At 39.4% G+C, this 20,223-nt stretch carries 20 protein-coding genes, 2 tRNA genes, 1 riboswitch and 1 other annotated feature; of the genes, 3 read left to right on the top strand and 19 right to left on the bottom strand.

The window, feature by feature from the left end:
- Nucleotide 1 precedes the first annotated feature (1 nt).
- The 9 genes from H9564_RS06900 to H9564_RS06940 all read right to left on the bottom strand — a co-directional run bounded on the left by H9564_RS06900 (nt 2) and on the right by H9564_RS06940 (nt 4,406).
- Nucleotides 2-72 (bottom strand) — tRNA-Gly (locus H9564_RS06900).
- A 47-nt stretch (nt 73-119) separates the two neighbouring features.
- Nucleotides 120-449, bottom strand: a complete 330-nt coding sequence (locus H9564_RS06905; RefSeq protein WP_191684779.1) for a hypothetical protein — start codon at nt 447-449, stop codon at nt 120-122.
- Between the two features lie 460 nt (nt 450-909).
- Nucleotides 910-1,500: a non-canonical purine NTP pyrophosphatase gene (locus tag H9564_RS06910; RefSeq protein WP_191684780.1), complete on the bottom strand. Its 591-nt coding sequence runs from the start codon at nt 1,498-1,500 to the stop codon at nt 910-912.
- Nucleotides 1,501-1,511: 11 nt separating this feature from the next.
- Nucleotides 1,512-1,907 carry an ASCH domain-containing protein gene (locus H9564_RS06915; RefSeq protein ID WP_191684781.1) on the bottom strand — a complete coding sequence of 132 codons (396 nt, stop codon included), beginning with the start codon at nt 1,905-1,907 and terminating at the stop codon, nt 1,512-1,514.
- A gap of 89 nt (nt 1,908-1,996) precedes the next feature.
- Nucleotides 1,997-2,080 (bottom strand) — tRNA-Leu (locus tag H9564_RS06920).
- A 60-nt stretch (nt 2,081-2,140) separates the two neighbouring features.
- Nucleotides 2,141-2,425: a YbjQ family protein gene (locus H9564_RS06925; protein ID WP_191684782.1), complete on the bottom strand. Its 285-nt coding sequence runs from the start codon at nt 2,423-2,425 to the stop codon at nt 2,141-2,143.
- Between the two features lie 424 nt (nt 2,426-2,849).
- Nucleotides 2,850-3,524 carry a CPBP family intramembrane glutamic endopeptidase gene (locus H9564_RS06930; RefSeq protein WP_191684783.1) on the bottom strand — a complete coding sequence of 225 codons (675 nt, stop codon included), beginning with the start codon at nt 3,522-3,524 and terminating at the stop codon, nt 2,850-2,852.
- Complete coding sequence (locus H9564_RS06935) at nt 3,517-3,747, bottom strand: hypothetical protein (protein ID WP_191684784.1); 231 nt, start codon at nt 3,745-3,747, stop codon at nt 3,517-3,519. The genes H9564_RS06930 and H9564_RS06935 overlap by 8 nt, the downstream gene beginning before the upstream one ends.
- A gap of 50 nt (nt 3,748-3,797) precedes the next feature.
- Nucleotides 3,798-4,406: a hypothetical protein gene (locus H9564_RS06940; protein ID WP_191684785.1), complete on the bottom strand. Its 609-nt coding sequence runs from the start codon at nt 4,404-4,406 to the stop codon at nt 3,798-3,800.
- A gap of 213 nt (nt 4,407-4,619) precedes the next feature.
- On the opposite strand from H9564_RS06940, the gene H9564_RS06945 reads away from it, so the two are divergent.
- Nucleotides 4,620-5,255, top strand: a complete 636-nt coding sequence (locus H9564_RS06945) for a deoxynucleoside kinase (RefSeq protein WP_191684786.1) — start codon at nt 4,620-4,622, stop codon at nt 5,253-5,255.
- 81 nt (nt 5,256-5,336) lie between these two features.
- Here the strand turns inward: H9564_RS06945 and H9564_RS06950 are convergent, their stop codons facing one another.
- From H9564_RS06950 to pepV, 4 genes are all read right to left on the bottom strand, one after another.
- Nucleotides 5,337-6,407, bottom strand: a complete 1,071-nt coding sequence (locus H9564_RS06950; RefSeq protein ID WP_191684787.1) for a glycoside hydrolase family 73 protein — start codon at nt 6,405-6,407, stop codon at nt 5,337-5,339.
- A 147-nt stretch (nt 6,408-6,554) separates the two neighbouring features.
- Entirely contained in the window at nt 6,555-7,943 is a 1,389-nt protein-coding gene (locus H9564_RS06955) for a L,D-transpeptidase (protein ID WP_191684788.1), read from the bottom strand.
- A 217-nt stretch (nt 7,944-8,160) separates the two neighbouring features.
- Entirely contained in the window at nt 8,161-8,658 is a 498-nt protein-coding gene (locus H9564_RS06960; protein ID WP_191684789.1) for a universal stress protein, read from the bottom strand.
- Between the two features lie 74 nt (nt 8,659-8,732).
- The gene (gene pepV / locus H9564_RS06965) at nt 8,733-10,133 is read right to left on the bottom strand and encodes a dipeptidase PepV (protein WP_191684790.1); all 1,401 of its coding nucleotides are present in this window, start codon (nt 10,131-10,133) and stop codon (nt 8,733-8,735) included.
- Between the two features lie 96 nt (nt 10,134-10,229).
- Between pepV and H9564_RS06970 the strand changes: the two genes are divergently transcribed.
- Nucleotides 10,230-11,090: an NAD(P)H-hydrate dehydratase gene (locus H9564_RS06970; RefSeq protein ID WP_191684791.1), complete on the top strand. Its 861-nt coding sequence runs from the start codon at nt 10,230-10,232 to the stop codon at nt 11,088-11,090.
- Nucleotides 11,091-11,182: 92 nt separating this feature from the next.
- Here H9564_RS06970 and H9564_RS06975 read toward each other — a convergent pair whose 3' ends face one another.
- From H9564_RS06975 to H9564_RS07000, 6 genes are all read right to left on the bottom strand, one after another.
- Nucleotides 11,183-12,814: a putative polysaccharide biosynthesis protein gene (locus H9564_RS06975; protein ID WP_191684792.1), complete on the bottom strand. Its 1,632-nt coding sequence runs from the start codon at nt 12,812-12,814 to the stop codon at nt 11,183-11,185.
- A gap of 93 nt (nt 12,815-12,907) precedes the next feature.
- Complete coding sequence (locus tag H9564_RS06980) at nt 12,908-13,171, bottom strand: type II toxin-antitoxin system HicB family antitoxin (RefSeq protein WP_191684793.1); 264 nt, start codon at nt 13,169-13,171, stop codon at nt 12,908-12,910.
- Between the two features lie 196 nt (nt 13,172-13,367).
- Entirely contained in the window at nt 13,368-15,788 is a 2,421-nt protein-coding gene (gene leuS, locus H9564_RS06985) for a leucine--tRNA ligase (protein WP_191684794.1), read from the bottom strand.
- A gap of 73 nt (nt 15,789-15,861) precedes the next feature.
- Nucleotides 15,862-16,072 (bottom strand) — a binding site (T-box leader).
- Nucleotides 16,073-16,115: 43 nt separating this feature from the next.
- Complete coding sequence (metK, locus tag H9564_RS06990; protein WP_191684795.1) at nt 16,116-17,303, bottom strand: methionine adenosyltransferase; 1,188 nt, start codon at nt 17,301-17,303, stop codon at nt 16,116-16,118.
- A riboswitch (SMK box riboswitch) is annotated at nt 17,301-17,408 on the bottom strand. It overlaps the preceding gene by 3 nt.
- A 44-nt stretch (nt 17,409-17,452) precedes the next feature.
- A complete protein-coding gene (locus H9564_RS06995) occupies nt 17,453-17,989 on the bottom strand; it encodes a DNA-3-methyladenine glycosylase I (RefSeq protein ID WP_191684796.1) in 537 nt (178 codons plus the stop codon).
- A 43-nt stretch (nt 17,990-18,032) separates the two neighbouring features.
- Nucleotides 18,033-19,472 (bottom strand): MFS transporter, encoded by a 1,440-nt coding sequence (locus H9564_RS07000; protein ID WP_191684797.1) that lies wholly within the window; start codon nt 19,470-19,472, stop codon nt 18,033-18,035.
- A 119-nt stretch (nt 19,473-19,591) separates the two neighbouring features.
- Between H9564_RS07000 and H9564_RS07005 the strand changes: the two genes are divergently transcribed.
- Complete coding sequence (locus tag H9564_RS07005; protein ID WP_191684798.1) at nt 19,592-20,047, top strand: Fur family transcriptional regulator; 456 nt, start codon at nt 19,592-19,594, stop codon at nt 20,045-20,047.
- The last annotated feature ends 176 nt before the right edge of the window (nt 20,048-20,223 follow it).

Genomic DNA, 20,223 nt, shown 5'->3' on the forward strand with positions numbered 1-20,223 from the left:
AAGCGGGTAACGAGAATCGAACTCGCGACGCAACCTTGGGAAGGTTAAGTTTTACCACTAAACTATACCCGCATGAACTAAGTAATAACAATTACTTAGTAAGTATATCGCTAATTTAACTATTTGTCAGCCTTTTTTGATGATTTTTTTGTTGTCTTTTTATCATCAGATGACTTTGAAGATTTCTTGTCAGTATCTTTACTACTGTCTTCATCTTCGTCATCACTCTTTTCGGTACGTGGAACAGCCTTGATCATCTTGGCTTCACTTTGCCGAATAACTGCACGGCCATTTAATTCATTAACCCCGTTCTTATCACTGGGTTCAAAATCCTGGATCGAAATCATTACAGAGTTATTGTATACTTTTTCAACAATTCCGGTAAAATCATGTTCCATTGGACCAAACTTCTTTGCCTTAACAAGATCACCAATTTCAAAATCAGCCACAGGCTATCACCTCTTCATTAATTTAGTAAACACAGTAATGTACGATACACTTTTTTTGCCATTTTTTCAAGCAAAGTACTCGTTTCACTCCCATGAATTCGCATCAGTGTTACAATCAAATTCTGAAAGGAGCTTCCCGATGCTAAATCTGTTAATCCCATTTGCGATCATTATTCTCTTAATTTTTTCCACTACTGGTCTCCACGCCAAGATGGAAAAACATGTTAATGATTGCTTAATTATTACCCGATGTTTTTTCTTCATTCTGTTAACATGCCAGATCATTCAGCTATTTCTCACCTGGAAAACTCAGCTACTCGTTAACCTGATATGGTTAATCTTTTCTATTGTTCTCTTTGCTTTTACTGCAAATGCTTTTCGAGAAAAGATCGTAACGTTTGGTAATCCACGTCACTCACGATTAGTATTCGGAGGAATGATCATCAACCTCTGCTTATCTTTAATTGTGATCTTCTTTTAGAAAGCGATCAAGTTCCTCAGCGGCTCGCGCACGTGTCAAGTAAGGGTAAGATTCATCAAACGTCATCTGTGCTAGTGTTTTTCTTGAACCTCCAGGAATTAAGATTCTACTAAATCCTTCTCCAGCAGTTCCCCGTTCTGTTCTTGCAATCTCGCCTTCTAAAATCCCACGTGCCACTTTCAGGATTTTTCCTTGGTAAGCACAGGCAAGTACCGTTTCCATCTTAAATGAACGATCTTTTCCCTGAACAAGCTCAATAATATGTTGGGCATATTCACGGGGTGTTGGGTAAGCAACTAAATCACGTGCGGTCCGAACACCAAGAATTTCAGGTTGGGACGTTAAAGTTAACCCAGAATCATCAGCAATTACTAATTGTTCCGGAAGAAATTTACTAATAAAAAGTGCTTTCCTACTTGCATTCTCCGTATATGAACGGTTGCCTTCAGAGGGAAAGTGCTTTTTTTCAACCAATTCTGTATACTGGATTGCGTCATTTTTGCGAACACGCAGGATTTGTTGAAGCTCTTTAATTTTATCCTGATTATGACTAGCAATGACAAATTGCAATTTTCACCCTCCTAATAACGAAGTGGTGCGACTACTTTCTCAAGCCACTCTTTGGCACTTCTACTATGAATTTCTGCAAACGGAGCGCGTTTAATTAACCGATCATCCACATTAAAAAGTCCTAATTGACCCTTAATTGGAAGTGGGTCTATCCAGTACGATCCATTCTTTGTAAATGGCGCTATTTTCCAAGCATAATACCGGCCATTATCATCTTCTCGTTGCTCAACGTCAATAATCTTAGCAACACAAAGAGCATAACCAGGAACAAAGCCGCGAATCTTCTTTGCAGTGTTACAAATTAGAAGATCACCCCGGTACTTAGTCGACCAGGTACGGTATTCTTCAGTTTTCGTGCCATGCATTATCTCAGCTGCGTAATCTGAACGAATGGATAAGGCCTTCATGGCGGTGCCTCCTTGGTAAATAGGTTCTCTATATTAATTTTGTGTCAAAATAAAAAACTCGGTAAATCAATGTTTACCGAGCTAATTTATGCCCCAAACAGGATTCGAACCTGTACATGGAAACCCATACAACGACCTGAACGTTGCGCGTCTGCCAATTCCGCCACTGGGGCATCGTTATTAAAGAAATAACAACAAGTTTATTATACCGGAATCCTACTGAATTACAAGTCCTATTTATCCTCAATGAACTGAATCATTGTCCCATATCCCGTTAGTACTAAAAACTTTGGGGCCACTTGAACGTTTGCCACATTGGTATTAAAACGGACACCAACGATTCCATCTGCATCCTTTTCTGCAGCCCGTTCACGCAATTTCTGTTGAACTTCAGTAAATAATTGATCTAGCGATTCAAACAAATCAATTGCATCACTTGGTAACATTAAATGAGCCGTTGCGTTAACAACTCCTAGAACCTTATGTGCTTGTGGGTAATCCTCAGTTGAAAGAAACATCCAACCACCTCCAAAACAATTATACCAAATTTAACTATCATTAACCGATACAAGAAAAGGCTCCAACACTTAGAAAACTAAATGTTGGAACCCAACTTTTACTGATGAGGGGAACGATCAATTAGTCTTATCGTCCACTTCCTCATAGTGCTTACGGAAGGAGTCTTACCACTTTGCACTGGAACTTTTAATTACTAAATACAAACTTTTGATTCTCATCTTCCGCAAAGTCGCTTTTTATTCGTTACCGTCCAGATAGTGCACCCTGGTAACCACCATTTAAATTAAAATCTTTCCGGTTACTCTTATGTTGCTTCTAGCCTACTCCGTAACTTCCTTCGGCTCTATTGGAACGGGAGGTTTACTTTTACCTCATTTCCTTCCTCATCAATAATATATCATTTTTAGCAAGCGCTTTCAAGAACTAACTAAAAATCCGTGAAAGCATTAATAACATTGCAACCAAGTTATTTAATCCGTGCAATAGCATTGAGTTTCGAATATCGCCATTCTTTCGGTAAACGTAAGCTAAAGTCATCCCCATTACACAGTACAAAAGGAAACTAATGATATTAGTACTTATATGACCAGCAGAAAAGACCACTCCAGATAAGATTACTTTGGGCCAAAAAGTATTCGGCTTAAAGAACAAGTTCATTAATACACCACGAAAGACTAACTCTTCTGCTATCGGTGTTAAAACTACCGCTGAAACTGCAAAGACAACAGTTACTAGTGGATTACGTCCTAAAATTGTCATTAGGCTTTGGTTATTAGCTGTTTCTGCCTGGTGATAAATTACAATGTCTAATATCTCAAGAATATATTCACTAGCTAATATCACTAAGTAACCACCAATAATTAGTTTCAGGTTAATTTCTTTCCTAATCGGTAATTGATTATGGTTATGGTATTCCTGACGAGCCCACATGATTATAAAGTAATAAAGGAGTAAAGAAATTACGATTAAGATTATCGTTTTTATCGTAACTTGATGACTACGATCTGCAATTCGCATTGCGGTTAATGGTAAACCAACACACACGAAAAGGACGGCTACTAAGCCACCCCGCCTAATGAGGGAAAAGACTTTACTCATTCTTCTTCCCCTTTTTCTTTTCTTGAAGGCGCAGTTGCTTCCGTCGTTGGTAACTCCACTTTGCTGTTACCCTTGTTACTAATAAGTTAGCAATCACAAATCCTAAGATCCATAAAATATACATTGACCATCCGGAAATCACTTTACAAATAGTCAATGCCACTAAAATTGCGAAAATAATTAATGGCGGCAAAACCACCTTTAAAACTAATTCTGCTTTCACTTTCTAACCCTCCGCACTCATTTCAAGAAATTCATAAATACTTTAGCAAACTAATCTTGGTGAAAGACATCTTCTAATATCTGTTTAGTCGTTGCCATTTGCGTTCCCCGAGATCGCACATAGTCAATCTGCGAAATAAGGATATCATACGTCCACATAGAAGATAAATCTTTTTCGTTGAAATAATGGAGATTCAATGTAATTTCATTTAAGTCGTGAATCATTCCCGAAAAATCATCCACTCCTTGATATTTTTTTGTCCCAATAACTACCGGTAAGTGGTTATCAGCAGAATCTCTCAATACATTCATTAAAATATTTCCGGTTGTGATCTCTGGATGATCATCCAAGAATTGTTGCACCCGCCAAATATCAAAATAGTGGTTCTCATGAGCTACCTTAGTCTTTTCCGAAACTGTTGTTAAATAATCTGTTTGATCATTAACCGCACTGATACTTTCGATCCGGATGGCAATTAAGCCATTGATCTTACCATCCCAATCAATACTAATCATTAAGCAAAAATAATTATCGAGTCCAACTATAAAGCCAACGTTAAAATATTCGTCTCCCTTAATATTATGCATTTCAACCAGTTTCCCTTGTTGCTTGGCAATGGTTAACTGAATTTTAACATCTTGCTTATTTGGCTGTTCCAAATCATTGCCCCCTAATTGTCATTCGATTAGTCAAATAAAAATTCGCCAAAAACAGTCTATCAGGAAAAGCAAAGTAAATTCAATTAATAGAACCTTACAAGTTGATAAACGATTAAATTCTACTACAGAATATATCAAAATTTGATTAGGAATCCACTATATTTTGTAGTAAGATAATTCTTGTGTTTAAAAATATAGTAAAGAGGGGCCAACATGGTGATAATTACTGCAGGAATGATTGGTGTCGGAAAAACCACCTTAACTGGTAAGATTGCGGAACATTTACATACAACAGCCTACTATGAACCAGTAGGCGAAAACCCAGTATTACCACTTTATTACGCAAATCCAAAGCAATATGGATTTCTATTACAAATTTATTTTCTTAATAAGCGTTTTTCAATGATTAAGCAAGCACTATCCGATGATAATAATGTTTTAGATCGGTCAATCTATGAAGATGCATTATTCACCCGTGAAAATAATGCAGAAGGAAATATCAGTGATACCGAATTAGAAGTTTACTTGAAGCTATTGGATAATATGATGGCAGATCTTGAACGGTTACCAAAAAAGGCACCTGACCTAATGGTTTATTCTGAAACCGACTTCGAAACAATCCTTTATCGGATCAAGAAGCGTGGTCGGGATTACGAACAAATTGATAAGAATCCCGAATTAAAAGACTACTACTACAAGATGTGGTGTGCTTACAAGGATTGGTACCGGGACTATGATGCAAGTCCAAAAATGAAAATTGATCTTGAAAAGTATGACCTAGAAAATCCACGCAATGTCGATGCTGTTTTGGCAATGATTGACGAACGCTTGAAGGATATTCGGCATTAATATTTGAGTAATTAATTTAATACGAAGGTAAGCTCCTCAGATTGGCTAAGAAGTCAATCTGGGGAGCTTCTTTTTCTCTTATTAACTAATAAGTATCTTTTTCAATCCCGTAAGCATTCCCGCTGATGCGGCACCTCCAATAACCGAAATTACTGGCGAAATTTTCTTATGTTCAGAAACTGTACGGTGAGAAGAAGCTTTTACATGCTTTTTAGGCGGTAATCCTAATTGTTGATACCCCCTAGTAAGGCCGCTCTCACTTCCATCTTTTTTCAATTCATCATATCTTGTTAGCTGGTAGCTCTCAATAATTTGGTTTAATTTCTTATCATAATTTGGATCGGTTGCATAACGTCCGACAAGCGCTCGTGTTGCTTCCCGGTAATTCTTAACCGCTGAACGGTGGACCTGATTGTACAAAGGCTGCTGTAGTGTTTCAGCATAATCACGTAATGACTGAATATCACTAGCATACGAACGGAAAATATCTTGAACTTGTCTTGGTTGTCCATTAATAAATTCAGTTGTTGGTTTTAATGTTCCCTGACCACCAAAATGTCCTTTAACTCCAAACAGGTTATGGTGTGGTGCAAGGCTTAAGTCGCTCGAACCCCAGTTACTTTCTAAGGCTGCCTGAGCAATAATAATGGATGGGTATAGGTCAAAATCCTTTCCAACTTGTTGCGCATGCTTAGCGATTCTTGCAATAAAACGCGCTTGGTTTGGTAATGGTTGTCGGTGTGGGTACTTCTCCTGATCAAGGGAATGCCCACTTGTGGCACCACTTTTTATTTGTGGTTCTTCTTGTTTATCGTTTTCCTTGCCCCACTGTTTTCCTTGTTCTCGTCCCTTCTGATAAGCAGCTTGCTCAACCTGGTTGTCAAATGAATGTGTTTGTCCTGCTGCTTGATCCGCTATCCCTAATTGAAAAGCTTGCCGATACTTTTGGGTAGCATTATGGAACTGAATGAGAAATTCACGTGTATACTCATCACCTTGGCTGCGTAATCTTTGCGCACTTACTTCTTCCTGGTTAATTACCGCAACTTCAGCGTCATTCCGTGCCTCATCCACCTGACTAGCCAATCCAGTTAACGATGTATTAAGTGATACTAGCATTACCACCGTTCCTAAAATCACTTTATCTTTCATTTATCTCACTCCCGATTTAACTCTCTAACTAATAAATACGGGATAATTTGGAAATCGCACTTTTAAATTTTAAAAAGACGCCAAAATTCGGAAAACCGAATCTTGACGTCCTATTCATACTCTTGGAGACGTGTCCCCTTTATTTAATTAATAAACTATAACCGGTTCATTAACTTCAAGGCTATTATATGCTCCTGCCGCATCGCTCGGGTGCATGTTTGCACAACCATTAGAACCATCATTTAAGTAAGCAGTCTTAGACCAGTTATGCCGCCATGAAGCATCATGGAAACCACAACCACTATCAGTAAATTGAGCCCAATATTGAACCTTACTGCTGTACTTAGAACCATTATCACTTGTTCCGCGTAAAACCGATGGTGATTGCTTGTACATGATATACCAGACTCCCTTTGGTGTTTGGTCAGCCTTATTACTCATCTTACCAGTAACAACATCAACTTCATCTACGCATTTACCGTCCTTATAGAACCAAGCATGCTGTGAAGCAATTGAAATAACGGCATAGGTATTACCGATTCCGTCATTTTCTGTTACACCATAACCAGTTCCACGGCGGTTATAACCAATTCCGTAAATATCAGCCTTCGCATTAACCGAAGATTTACCAGCTGCAATCGCATCAGCTAAAGTCTTTCCGGCACGTTCTGCGCTAATTTTCCACCCGTAACTACCATCTCTAGTAGTTGTTATTTCTTTACCCTCAGGTGTTTTAAACTTGAATGCTTTTCCTAGTGTTGCCTGTTTTTGATTAATTTGCTTAATTTTTTTATCAACCGCAGAAGTATCATAGTGGTATTGACCATCTTTATAGGTAGCACTAGTGATCACATCAGCCGTTGTTAAATGATAAGTCTGCTTCTCAACCTGATAGTTAACCTTTTTCCCGATTAACTTTTGCAACTGTTTCTTTTCATTTTGAACTGTTTTACTATTCGTTGAAAGTGGTTGCTGTTGTTTGGCACTAAGAGAAATTTTACTATTAGAGGCCTGAGAACTTAGTTGTTTGAGAACGTGTTGCTCATCAATTCTCGTTCCCCGTTGTCCCTTATGGACTGTTACTTTACCATTACGTAATTCCGCATAGGCATCAACCGGTGCTTGACGGTCCTTATTCATCCGTTGAAGTGTCGTTTGAACAATTGCTTTTTTGGCATCATATTGGCTGAGATCCTGCTTAGTTAGCTTAATTTGTAACGAATAAGCTTTCCGTGAAGGGAAAAACGAAAATTGCTGATGAAAAACATTCTTCATCTTTGCTTCATCTGTTGCAGTTAATGATGAACCACTATCTGGGCCATCATAAATCAAATCACCATTTAGATAAACACGATTGGTGTTCTTAGCTGCTTTAACCTTCTGAAAAGCTTGCTTAGTCGTCAAGCCACCAACATTAATCCCGTTAACAGTAACATTTCGGTTAAAATGGTGTGCTTGATGCCACCAATTTATACCAATTACAATCACTAATAATCCAATAATTGCTAATAATACGTGTTTTAATTGAAACCGCATCGTTAAATACTCCTTACGTCGAATCAGTAATAATAAAGTATCGACTGTCATATTTTACCACGATCTGTCCCAATTAGCATATTTTGCCGAACATACGTTATACAAAATGTGAATTTCTTCATTTTCTATATTTCTTTACTAAAATAAGTATTTACTAAAAAGGCTCCAAGGTCCGAAAAACTAGACTTTGGAGTCTTTTACTTCAAGCAGCGTCCTGTTAAATTTCTGGGTAACTACTTTCTTTAATATCCAACTTTTTATTATCTAAATCGGTTTTTACTACCGTTACATCACATGGAGCGACCCGAACGGTATAGGCTGCAGTAGACCCAACAATTAACCGTCCAATTGCGTTTAGGCCAGTAGCGCCAATTACAACTAGATCGATTCCATTATTCTTTGGGAACTTCTCAGCTAATTCAACCTTTGCATTTCCAATCTCAACGTCAGTGTGAACTTCCTTAACCCCGGCTTTTTCGGCCTTTTGTTTGTCTTCAGCTAAGCGTTTGTTCATCGCTTGAATTGCAGAATTATAAATACTCTTGTCAACAAAACCAAAGCCACTTGGACTGGTTGTTGGGTAGCGCTCCCCATTGATTACACTAAGTAAATATAAAGCTGCATTATTTTTCTTTGCAATATCGACGGCCTTAGTAAAAGCCATTTCTGATTGTTTTGAACCATCAATCCCAACAAGAATCTTTTGGTAACTCATAATTGACACCTCCAACAATTAAGTTAACCCTTAACGGATTTCACCTTTATTTTACCATAATGCTAGCTAACTGCTTAATCAGTTACCAAGTCATTAATTGCCTGCATATAGATTGCCATTGAAGTAATCAAGTCATCGACTGGCTGGAATTCATTTGCTTGGTGCATGGTATTTGGCGTATTTGGCATCAGTGCACCAAAAGCAACCCCACGCTTCATTAACCGGCCATATGTTCCGCCTCCAACTACTTCTGGCTTAGCGCCTTGATCCCCACTAATATCGGTGTAGGCCTTCATTAACGTTTTAACAATTGGATCTTCAGGATCAACATAGTGTGGTTCTTGACCTTCCCCTTGCTTAACCATGATTTTCAATGGTTTCGTTACTTGCTTAACCTTTTCCTGAATTTCATCTGGGGTAATTCCCTTAGGATAACGGAAATTCATGTTGATTTTGCCACCATTTTCTTCAGTAAAGTTTAAGATTCCGGCATTCATTGTCAATTCACCCATTACGTCATCCGTAAATGCACTATTAAACTTCTTCATCCTAGTATCAAGATGGAGGTATTCAGCAAGGAATTTAATAAAACTAGCGGCACCACCAGCAAAATCATACTGGTTTAGGAATAAGGCCAGATAAGTTCCCGCATTAATTCCCTTTTCCGGTTCCATTCCGTGAGCAGCTTTCCCAATCACGGTTATCTTTAAGCCATCCATTGTTTCCTCAATTTGGCCAGTAACCGGATTTTCATCAATGAATTGGCCAAACGCGCTCATAACCTTTTCCTTATCTGAAGTGGTAATTTCCGCTACAGCTTCTCGTGGTACCATATTAAAACGCAAGCCTGATTGGAAACTCTTCAACCGTGCTGTGCCCTCGTCTCCTGCTGGAACATCTAGAAGAAGTGAAAATTGTCCCTTCTCACCATTAATTACTGGGAATTCCGCATCAGGTGAAAAGCCAAGTGTTGGTGCTGGTTCAACCTCAAAGTAGCGGTGCATCCCCGTCCAGTTGCTTTCCTCATCTGTTCCAACGATAAACCGCACTTTCTTGTTAAATTTAACTCCCTGATCCTTTAAATATTTAAGGGCATAGTAGCAGGCCAATCCAGGTCCCTTATCATCAGAGGCACCACGAGCATATAACTTTCCGTCCTTAATAACCGGCTTAAACGGATCAGTCTCCCAGCCTTTACCGGCAGGCATTACATCGAGGTGGGCTAAAATAGCAAGTGTTTCATCACTCTCACCCCATTCTGCATAACCAACGAGGTTATCAATATTTTTTGTACGGAAGCCGTCATTTTTTGCCATCTTTAAGAATTCTTGTAATGCCTTGGCTGGCATTGGTCCTAAAGGATATTCGTCAGTTGCTGCCTGATCATCACGAACACTGGGAATCTCCAATAGAGTAGTCAGGTCTTTTAAGTAACTTTCTTCCTGACTTTGTGCCGCCTTCATCCAATCTGTCATTTTATCGACCTCCATTAATCTTTTCGTTAAAATAATGATACCATGAAAGTAGTCGTTTTCAGCTTGAAAGCACCCAATATAAAGGAGTTCTTAAAAATGAAAGAATTAACTGATCAAATTCTTTATGATGTCATTAAACCGCGGCCCAATAATAGCTTTAAAGGAACATATGGAAAGGTCACCCTTGTTGGTGGTAACCGTAATTTTGGCGGAGCAATTATTATGGCTTCCACTGCTGCCGTCTGCTCAGGGGCTGGATTAGTCACTACCGCAACTGATCCAAGCAATTCCGGTGCCCTCCACTCCCAACTACCAGAAGCAATGTTTGCCGATTTTAACGATGCCGACCAAGTTGCTTCATTGGTTGAACCCGCAACGACTGTCGTAGTTGGTCCTGGGCTAGGGGATGATGAAACAAGTCTTGCAATCCTCAAAAATGTCTTCGCACATACTAATGAAAAGCAAAATGTCGTTATCGATGGTTCAGCAATTACCCTTATGGCCCGTGAAGACTTAGCCCAACCACAGGGAAATATTATTTATACCCCTCACCAAATGGAATGGCAACGCCTCTCAGGAATTAAGATCACTGACCAAAGTGAAGAACGCAACAAAGCAGTTCAAGCTAAATTAGGTGCTACCGTTGTTCTTAAAAAGCATCATACCGAAATTTATACCAATGATGAAGTTTACCAATTAACGATCGGTACTCCTGCCCAAGCCGTTGGTGGAATGGGTGATACATTGGCAGGAATGGTCGGCGGCTTTACGGCTGAATTCTCAAAGTCACCATTAAAAGCCACCCTGGCAGCTGTGTATTCCCACAGTGCAGTTGCCGAACAGATTGCAAAAAACCAATACATAGTTCTCCCTCACCAAATTAGTAGATCACTACCAGTATTCATGAAGAAAATGGAAGCTGGAAAAACGGAACACCAAATTGGCTTTTTAAATTAAATTTTTCTATTTACCTTAGATCCAAAATAGGCTCCAAGGTTCGGACATTTTCCGAGCTTTGGAGCCTATTGATATTTTAAACTATTTTTTATTTAACTAATATGGAATATCTGCCGTAATCCTCGTGCTTTTGTCCCCAAGAGCTTATCAGCAAGACGGAAGTGGAGTGCTAAGTAACCATAAACACCTGCACCAACAAAGACACCAATTATTAAGGTGATAAAGGAAGTGTATCGACCGTATGGACTAATGAACAATCCTAATAAAAGCATAATTCCCTTAGTTACGACCAGCATAACAAGTGAGTATGCCAAAATTTGGTTAGTTGGAAGTGCCATCTGTTCAAAATTCAGCCGGAATTCCCGGTTAAATGAACGAATAATGAGACAATTAATTACCATCATCGCAATTCCCGTAGCCAAAAGGGGTCCTAATCCTTGAGCTAACCAAATACATGGGAATTGAATTAGCAATTTGATCACTAAACCTATTCCTAAGTACTTCATCATCCGGCGATTTTCTGAGATCCCCTGCATCATTGCGGCTGCTACAGTGTAAAGTCCCAGTGGAATTGCCATAAATGCCGCAAATTCAAGAACAATAACACCAGCATGATTATACCGATAAAAAACTGTATATATCTGTTGGGCTACCGCATATAAGCCGAGAACAGCCGGAATCATTACAAAATAGAATAACATCAGGACGTTTTCAATTTGGTTTCTCATCCCTGCATGATCATTCTTTGCTCGAGCCATTGCCAGTAATGGAATTGCGGTAACAGCCAACGCATTCGCTAACGCAATAATAATCATATACAATTTGTTAGCATTAAACGCGAACAAGGCATATAAAACATCAATTTGGTACTTAGTAAAGTGTCCAACTAGCGGCATCATCCGTTTAAAACTGTATTGATCAACTATTTGGAAAAGGTTAATTCCTGATTCAATAATGATAAATGGAATTGATTGGTAAACAATCTTCAGAATTAATTCAGTCGTTGAAACTTCTTCAGCAGGTTGCTTAATCGTTCCTGGTCCCTGCATAACGCCTCGATATTTAACCCATGCAAAGAATAGAACTATACATGCACCAATTGCACCAATAAATGCAGCAAAGGTCGATTGGCTAACTGCACTCACCCAGTTTCCTTTCTGAATCTTCATGATGAGGTAAGTGGCCCCTAACATGTAAATAACCCGAAGAAGCTGTTCCACAAATTGTGAAATTGCCGATGGTGCCATCATGCTATAACCTTGAAAGATCCCTCGACTAATCGCCATCAACGGGATAATAAAAATCGCCCAAGCTAGCGAACGTAATACCGGAATCAGGTTGGTATCACCGTTATAAACAATCGGCCACGAGGCAATATACATCATGACCGTCCCACAAATAACCCCTGACGCCAGAGCCATGTACAGCGCTGAACGGTTTAATTTTTGACTAACCCCGTACTCATTCAATCCATTATAGTGCGCGACAAGCTTTGAAATAGCAGATGGTATTCCTGCTGTTGAAATTGTAATAAAAAGACTATAAATATTATACCCTTGAGCATATAAGGCATTGGCTTCATCACTATATGCCCCTAACCAAGTAACCCAGGGAATAATGTAAATGGCCCCAAGAATGCGTGAGGTGATATTCCCCGCCGTCATCCATGCTGAACCATTCAGCATTTTTGAACGAGCAGTATCCTTTTGCTGTCCTTCACTCATAATTTTAAAATCCTACCTTTTACTTTCTAAAATCAATACTAACCATTCTATCCTTAATACACCATCGTCGCAAATTATTTTAGGAAATCTTAGTTAATACTGCTCTAAATCAACCGTTACCATCTTCACTATCGCGTCAGGATGAGCGGCTTGAACTTCAGCTAAGTCGCTAACTTGAGGGGCCTTTTCAAAATGGCCGAGTTTATCATTTAGTGTAATTGCCAATCCCAATTTGGCAAAGTCCATCGCACTCGCCATATCTTTTCCCTGAGTAAATGCTTCAGGGAGATCCGGAAAGTCAACTTCAATCTGATCATTTTTTTGTTGAAAGATTGCTGGATAGCTTACGATTTCCACTTCTTTATTCCTCACTTTTTCTTTTATTAAAACACCCAGTATTTTACCACGACCTAAATGTTGACGAAACTTTTAGTGTAATCTACAAAAGGCCCCAAAGCCTGGCAACACCAAACTCTGGAGCCATATTTGTATCTGCAGGAGTGTAGACTGCCGCCATACTGTCTCCTAGATAATATTATCTCAACGTAACTTACTACTTAGCAACAATATTAACAATCTTGTTTGGCACAACAATAACCTTCTTAATGTCTTTGCCATCAGTAAACTTTTGCACGTGTTCATCAGCAAGTGCTAGTTTCTGGGCTTCTTCACGGTCAATGTCTTTTGCCATCTTGATCTTTGAACGAAGCTTTCCGTTAACTTGGATGATCATTTCAACTTCGTCTTCTTCTAATGCCTTTGGATCATAGGTTGGCCATGGTTGATAAGCGATTGTATCACTAACGTTAAAGTGACTCCATAATTCTTCGGCAACGTGAGGAATTACTGGTGAAATCATCTTAACGAAGCCTTCCATGTATTCGACTGGAAGATCATCAGCCTTGAATGCTTCATTAACAAAGACCATTAATTGAGAGATGGCAGTGTTAAAGTGCATCCGTTCGTAATCTTCTGTAACTTTCTTTACGGTTTGGTTGTAAACCTTAGTTAACTTACCGTCATTGAAAGTTGAAACCCGATCACGGAGGTGGTTATTTTCATCCATCAATAACCGCCATACACGTTGAATCCACTTATATGAACCATGAAGGCCTTCTTCATCCCATGGAACAGATTCAGTTAATGGACCCATGAACATTTCGTAAAGGCGAAGGGTATCAGCACCATACTTTTCAACGATGTCATCTGGGTTAACAACGTTTCCTTTAGACTTAGACATCTTTTCATGGTTAGCACCAAGAATCATTCCTTGGTTAACCAACTTCATAAATGGTTCCTTAGTTGGAACAAGTCCCAAGTCGTATAAGACCTTGTGCCAGAATCGGGCATAAAGAAGGTGGAGAACTGCGTGTTCAGCCCCACCAACATATAGATCTACTGGTGACCAGTAATCAAGGGCTTCCTTTGATGCAAACTCCTTACTGTTATGTGGATCAGTATAACGGAGCCAGTACCAAGATGAACCAGCCCATTGAGGCATTGTGTTAGTTTCACGGAGACCGTGCCGACCTTGATCGTCATAAACATTAACCCAATCTTCAACGTTAGCCAACGGACTTTCACCGGTACCTGATGGTTCAATATTATCGGTATCTGGCAATTTCAGTGGTAATTCATCTTCTGGTACCAAGGTTGTCCGCCCATCGTCCCAGTGAATTACCGGAATCGGTTCACCCCAGTAACGTTGCCGACTAAAGATCCAGTCACGAAGACGGTAATTAACTTTCTTATGGCCAGCATTATGTTCGTCAAGCCATTCAATCATCATCTTCTTGGCATCCGCAATGTTTAACCCATCCAAGAAGCCAGAATTAATGTGTTTACCATCACCATCAAAAGCACCTTCTGAAAGATCAGCCCCTTCAATGATTGGTTTAATTGGCAAATCAAACTTCTTGGCAAAATCGTAGTCACGTTGATCGCCAGATGGAACTGCCATTACAGCACCAGTACCGTAAGAAGCTAAAACATAGTCACTGATCCAAATTGGTAATTTTTCACCATTAACTGGATTAATAACGTATGAACCAGTAAATACCCCAGTCTTATCCTTATTCAAATCAGTCCGTTCAAGATCAGAACGACGGGAAGCTTCTTCTTGATACTTCTTAACTGCTTCCTTATTTTCTGGAGTAGTTAATTGATCAACTAATTCTTGTTCAGGGGCAAGTACAACATAGGAAGCTCCAAATAAGGTATCTGCACGAGTAGTAAAGACTTCAATCTTAGTATCTTCATCACCAGCAACTGGGAAGTAAACAGAAGCACCTTCTGAACGACCAATCCAGTTGCGTTGCATTTCCTTAACACTCTCTGGCCAATCAACCAAATCAAGATCATCAATCAAGCGGTCAGCATAGGCAGTAATCCTCAAAACCCATTGCTTCATTGGCTTTCGGTAAACTGGGTAACCACCACGCTTGGTCTTTCCATCTTCAACTTCTTCGTTGGCAACAACGGTTCCCCCCATAAAGTCTGGTGCCCAGTTAACCATGATCTCACTTTCGTAAGCCAAACCCTTCTTATAGAGTTGTTCGAAAATCCATTGAGTCCACTTGTAGTATTCAGGATCCGTTGTGTTAACTTCCCGGTCCCAGTCATATGAGAATCCGAGTGATTGAATTTGGTTACGGAAATGATCAATATTCTTATTAGTAAAACTCTTTGGGTTATGGCCAGTCTTCAATGCATATTGTTCTGCTGGTAAACCAAAGGCATCCCAACCCATTGGGTGTAAAACATTGTATCCTTGCATCCGCTTCATCCGTGACATTACATCAGTAGCGGTATAACCTTCTGGGTGACCAACGTGGAGTCCCTGACCTGATGGGTAAGGGAACATATCTAAGGCATAGTACTTCTTTTGATCTTTGTTCAAATTAGCCTTAAATGTTTCATTCTTTTTCCAGAAACGTTGCCACTTATTTTCAATGGCAGTATGATCGTAAGCCATATCTTTCTCTCCTTTATTTAATAAACAATTTTCCTGTTTGATCGTATTAAAAAAGTCCCGTAGAAAATTTATTCTACGAGACGAAATAATTCCGCGGTACCACCCGAATTCCATGAATTAATCATGACACTTCACGCCATAACGCGGCAAACGTTACTACCTACTCCAATTTCAGCAGTAATTTTCTTGGACGAGTTCATTGCTAATAATTCCCGTGTTCACAGCACCACACGATCTCTGAAGAATTAAGTAACAACTACTATTTCCAATTCGATCAAATATTTAATGATATTCTAACAATCAATATTCTTAAATGCAAGCACTAGCTTAGCCGAGAATCTTCTTTAATTCATCAACCTTATCTAGTTGTTCCCATGGTAGTTCAACATCCGTCCGACCAAAGTGACCGTAAGCAGCAGTTGGTTCATAAATTGGCCGCTTCAAGTCAAGCATCTTAATAATCCCTGCAGGACGAAGATCAAAGACTTTACGTACTGCGGCAATTAATTCTGCTTCACGCCGCGTACCAGTGCCATAAGTATCAATTGAAATTGATACTGGTTCTGCAACACCAATAGCATAAGCAACTTGGATTTCAAGCTTCTTTGCATAGCCAGCAGCAACCAGGTTCTTAGCAATATACCGGGCAGCATAACTAGCTGAACGGTCAACCTTGGTAGCATCCTTACCAGAGAAGGCCCCACCACCATGGTGAGCAGCACCACCATAAGTATCAACAATAATCTTACGACCAGTTAGACCGGCATCCCCTTGAGGGCCACCGATAACAAAACGACCGGTTGGGTTAATGAAGTACTTAGTTTGATCATCAAGGTATTCAGCAGGAATCACAGCTTTAATAACTTGTTCCATAACATCCTTCTTGATTTGATCAAGTGAAACTTCTGGATCATGTTGAGTACTCAAAACAACAGTGTCAACACGTAAAGGCTTATCATTTTCGTCGTATTCAACGGTAACTTCAGCCTTTGCATCTGGACGTAAGTAAGGAATTACTTTATCCTTCCGTAACTTAGCAATCCGTTGCATTAACTTATGACTAAGCATCAATGTCAATGGCATGTACTCTGGTGTTTCATCAGTAGCATACCCAAACATTAACCCTTGATCACCAGCACCAATTTGATCAAGCGGATCGGCATCCCCTTCGCGGGTCTCAAGGGAGTCATCTACCCCTTGAGCAATATCAGGTGATTGTTCATCGATTGCCGTAATCACAGCACAGTTATCAGCATCAAAGCCATACTTACCGTCAGTATAACCAATGCGCCGAATAGTATCACGAACAACCTTTTGAATGTTGACGTAAGCCTTGGTTGACACTTCACCAAAGACTAGGACAAGGCCAGTCGTGACAGAAGTTTCAACAGCGACCCGTGAATCCGGATCTTGTTCAAGCATTGCGTCTAAAATTGCATCACTGATTTGATCAGCAATCTTGTCAGGATGTCCTTCAGAAACAGATTCTGAAGTAAATAAATGTTTTTCTACCATGTGTATTAATTCCCCCATATGCAAATTGCAATTGAAACATTTAGTGGTTACAAGGCATCTTCACAACAATTGTGAATCCTATCGGGAATTTGCTTTATAACGAGAACCATCTTAGCATAATTCACTCGTTAGATTCAAACATAAATTCTTTACTCTTCACGAGCATTAACCATTCCAACTGCCGTCATAAACGAATAGGCTGTCGTCGGTCCAATAAATTGAAAACCATCCTTTTTCATTTTCTGGGCCATTTTCTTTGATTCCGCTGTTTGTGCAGGAACTCGTTGACCGTTTAGGTGTAAACGTTGCGGCTTAAAATTAACAAATGACCATACATAGTTATTAAACGTTTCACCGTTTGCCAATAGCTCTTGAATTATTTTTGCGTTGTTAATCGTCGCCATAATCTTTCGCCGGTTTCGAATAATTATTGCATCATTCATTAAGCGTTCAAAATCATCATGACCAAATTTAGCAACCTTTGCTGCATCAAAATGAGCAAATGCAATATCAAATGCTTTTTCTCGTTTCCAAATTGTCGACCATGACAACCCAGATTGAAAGAGTTCTAGTGTCAACATTTTAAATAGTTCGCGATTATCATGTTCGGGAAGTCCCCATTTTGTATCATAATAATCACGCATTAATTCAGACGTTTCAGCCCATAAGGGACGTTTCACAGTCATTTAATCACCCCATTAAGTTTCCTATATATACAGGACGAGATAATTAGGCTTTTGCATCTTTTTTAGCGGTATTTTTCAAGGCTAAGGCCATAAACAAACCAACTATTTCAACAAAAAGCATTGTCAAAAACACGTAATGGTAACCATTTAGAGCAGCACTTAGGCTCCCCATCCCCCGGCTAAGGTTATGACTTGTTACCGTCGTTAAAATAATCGTTGAAACAGCAACCCCAGTAGAACCAAGGACCTGACGAACCGTAGTAATAACAGCAGTCCCATGAGGAACAAGTTCATTTGGTAATGAATTAGCCCCTAAAGTAACAGCAGGCATCATAACAAAGGCATTCCCACCTTCAATTACCATGGCACAAAGAATCATGATCCATAAACTCATTCGGTTAATTAAGAATAAGCCAGCGAACCAACCAGCAACAATCATTACCATCCCTACTAGCATTGTTGGCTTAAAGCCAATCTTATCGGCTAATTTCCCTGTCAACGGGTTAAGGATACTTAATAATGCTGCTCCAGGGACTAGTGACATTCCGGAAACAAATGGGCTAACTTTAAGAACCCCTTGATAGTAAAGCGGGAAAATAATTGTTGTCACGATCAGGGCAATGTAAGAAATTGAAGTTAGCAAAATCGCTAAATCGTAGTTAAAGGTCTTCATTACCCGGAGCTCTAACAATGGTTCCTTAAGGTGCAACTGACGAACGCAGAACCAAATAATTGCCAAAATACTGATAATTAAGATAATTCCACTAATTCTCCAGTTAGCTTTTGCCTTTCCAAATTGGTCAATAACATACATAATCCCAATTAACCCAATTGATAGGAAAACAGAAAGCCAATCAAGGCTACTTTCGTGTCGTTGCATAACATCGCGAATAAGGCCAGAACCAGCCATGATAATAATCACGGTGATGATAATCATAAAGAAGATAAATAAACTCTTCCAAGTAAAGAATTTAAGGATAATTCCGGAAACAATTGGACCACAAGCCAGTGCTGAGCCCATTACCAAGCCAGCGATCCCCATCGTGGTTCCCCGTGCATTACGCGGCGTTATTTCCAGCAATACTGATTGATATGACGGGAAGAGCACTCCTACCGCGAAGGCTTCCATCGCCCGACCAATCATCATAAACCAGAATCCAGAAACTCCCCAATTAGCTGGAGTTAAAATAATCATCAATGAACCAATGTCAAACAAGGCTAACGCACCAATAAACATGGTCTTAAAATTAAGATTATTCAACATCCACGGACTAATTGGCATACTAACGCACATCACGAGCATGAAACCAGTAGTTAACCACTGAACCGTTGATGCTGAGATCCCGAACGCCCTCATTAACGTTGGATAAGCTGTTGACAATGAAGATTGACTAATCGACATTGTAAACGTCCCAATTAATAGTGTAAAAATAAACCAGAACCGACTATATGGTCGGCCATTTTGATCAATTGACTTTCTCATCAAATCCCCTTCTTTAGAATTATTATCAATAATCAAAGACCATTATAAAGTTTGAATTCACAATTGTAAATGTTATACTTAATGTAAATTAAATCTTCTAAACTAGTGAGGTGAGTAATTTGGCTGAAGCAGAATTTGATCGTGCAATTGAGCAATTAAGAGAAAATCACGTAAGGGTTACTCCCCAACGAAAAACGATTCTAAACTATTTAATAACACATCATACCCACCCAAGTGTGGAAATGATCTACGAGGATCTCAAAGATAGTGTTGACAATATCAGTATGGCAACCGTTTATAACACGTTAAAATTATTTGTCGACTATAACTTAGTAATCGAACTAAAGAATGGCGATGGCAGCACCCATTATGACTATTTTGGTCATCCTCACTACCACGTTATCTGTGATAATTGTGGTCAGATTACCGACGTTTTTGATCCTCACTTTACCGAGATTAGTAAGGAATTAGCACTCATGACAAGCGATAAAACTGGTTACCTTGTTACTGGTAATAATATCGAGGTCCATGGAATCTGCCCCAATTGTCAAAGAAAACTGCATTTAAATCGCTAAACAATTAATAGTATGACGATTTTATCTAATCAAAATTAAAAGTGTCTCCCAATTAGAAACCACTTCAGGCTTCTGATTGAGAGACACTCTTTTTATTTCGGCTCTACGTCAAGTAGTGTTGATCAGGAAATTTCTGCTCTACATTGTAAAATTGGTCTAAAGGAATCATCTGCGAG

The organism is Limosilactobacillus avistercoris (genome assembly GCF_014836425.1).
GTDB classification, from domain to species: domain Bacteria; phylum Bacillota; class Bacilli; order Lactobacillales; family Lactobacillaceae; genus Limosilactobacillus; species Limosilactobacillus agrestimuris.

Coding starts and splice junctions, on each gene's coding strand:
- H9564_RS06915 (WP_191684781.1), bottom strand. CDS start 1,907: ATGAAGGCCTTATCCATTCGTTCAGATTACGCAGCTGAGATAATGCAT.
- H9564_RS06925 (WP_191684782.1), bottom strand. CDS start 2,425: ATGTTTCTTTCAACTGAGGATTACCCACAAGCACATAAGGTTCTAGGA.
- H9564_RS06930 (WP_191684783.1), bottom strand. CDS start 3,524: ATGAGTAAAGTCTTTTCCCTCATTAGGCGGGGTGGCTTAGTAGCCGTC.
- H9564_RS06945 (WP_191684786.1), top strand. CDS start 4,620: ATGGTGATAATTACTGCAGGAATGATTGGTGTCGGAAAAACCACCTTA.
- H9564_RS06950 (WP_191684787.1), bottom strand. CDS start 6,407: ATGAAAGATAAAGTGATTTTAGGAACGGTGGTAATGCTAGTATCACTT.
- H9564_RS06955 (WP_191684788.1), bottom strand. CDS start 7,943: ATGCGGTTTCAATTAAAACACGTATTATTAGCAATTATTGGATTATTA.
- H9564_RS06960 (WP_191684789.1), bottom strand. CDS start 8,658: ATGAGTTACCAAAAGATTCTTGTTGGGATTGATGGTTCAAAACAATCA.
- pepV (WP_191684790.1), bottom strand. CDS start 10,133: ATGACAGATTGGATGAAGGCGGCACAAAGTCAGGAAGAAAGTTACTTA.
- H9564_RS06970 (WP_191684791.1), top strand. CDS start 10,230: ATGAAAGAATTAACTGATCAAATTCTTTATGATGTCATTAAACCGCGG.
- H9564_RS06975 (WP_191684792.1), bottom strand. CDS start 12,814: ATGAGTGAAGGACAGCAAAAGGATACTGCTCGTTCAAAAATGCTGAAT.
- leuS (WP_191684794.1), bottom strand. CDS start 15,788: ATGGCTTACGATCATACTGCCATTGAAAATAAGTGGCAACGTTTCTGG.
- metK (WP_191684795.1), bottom strand. CDS start 17,303: ATGGTAGAAAAACATTTATTTACTTCAGAATCTGTTTCTGAAGGACAT.
- H9564_RS06995 (WP_191684796.1), bottom strand. CDS start 17,989: ATGACTGTGAAACGTCCCTTATGGGCTGAAACGTCTGAATTAATGCGT.
- H9564_RS07000 (WP_191684797.1), bottom strand. CDS start 19,472: ATGAGAAAGTCAATTGATCAAAATGGCCGACCATATAGTCGGTTCTGG.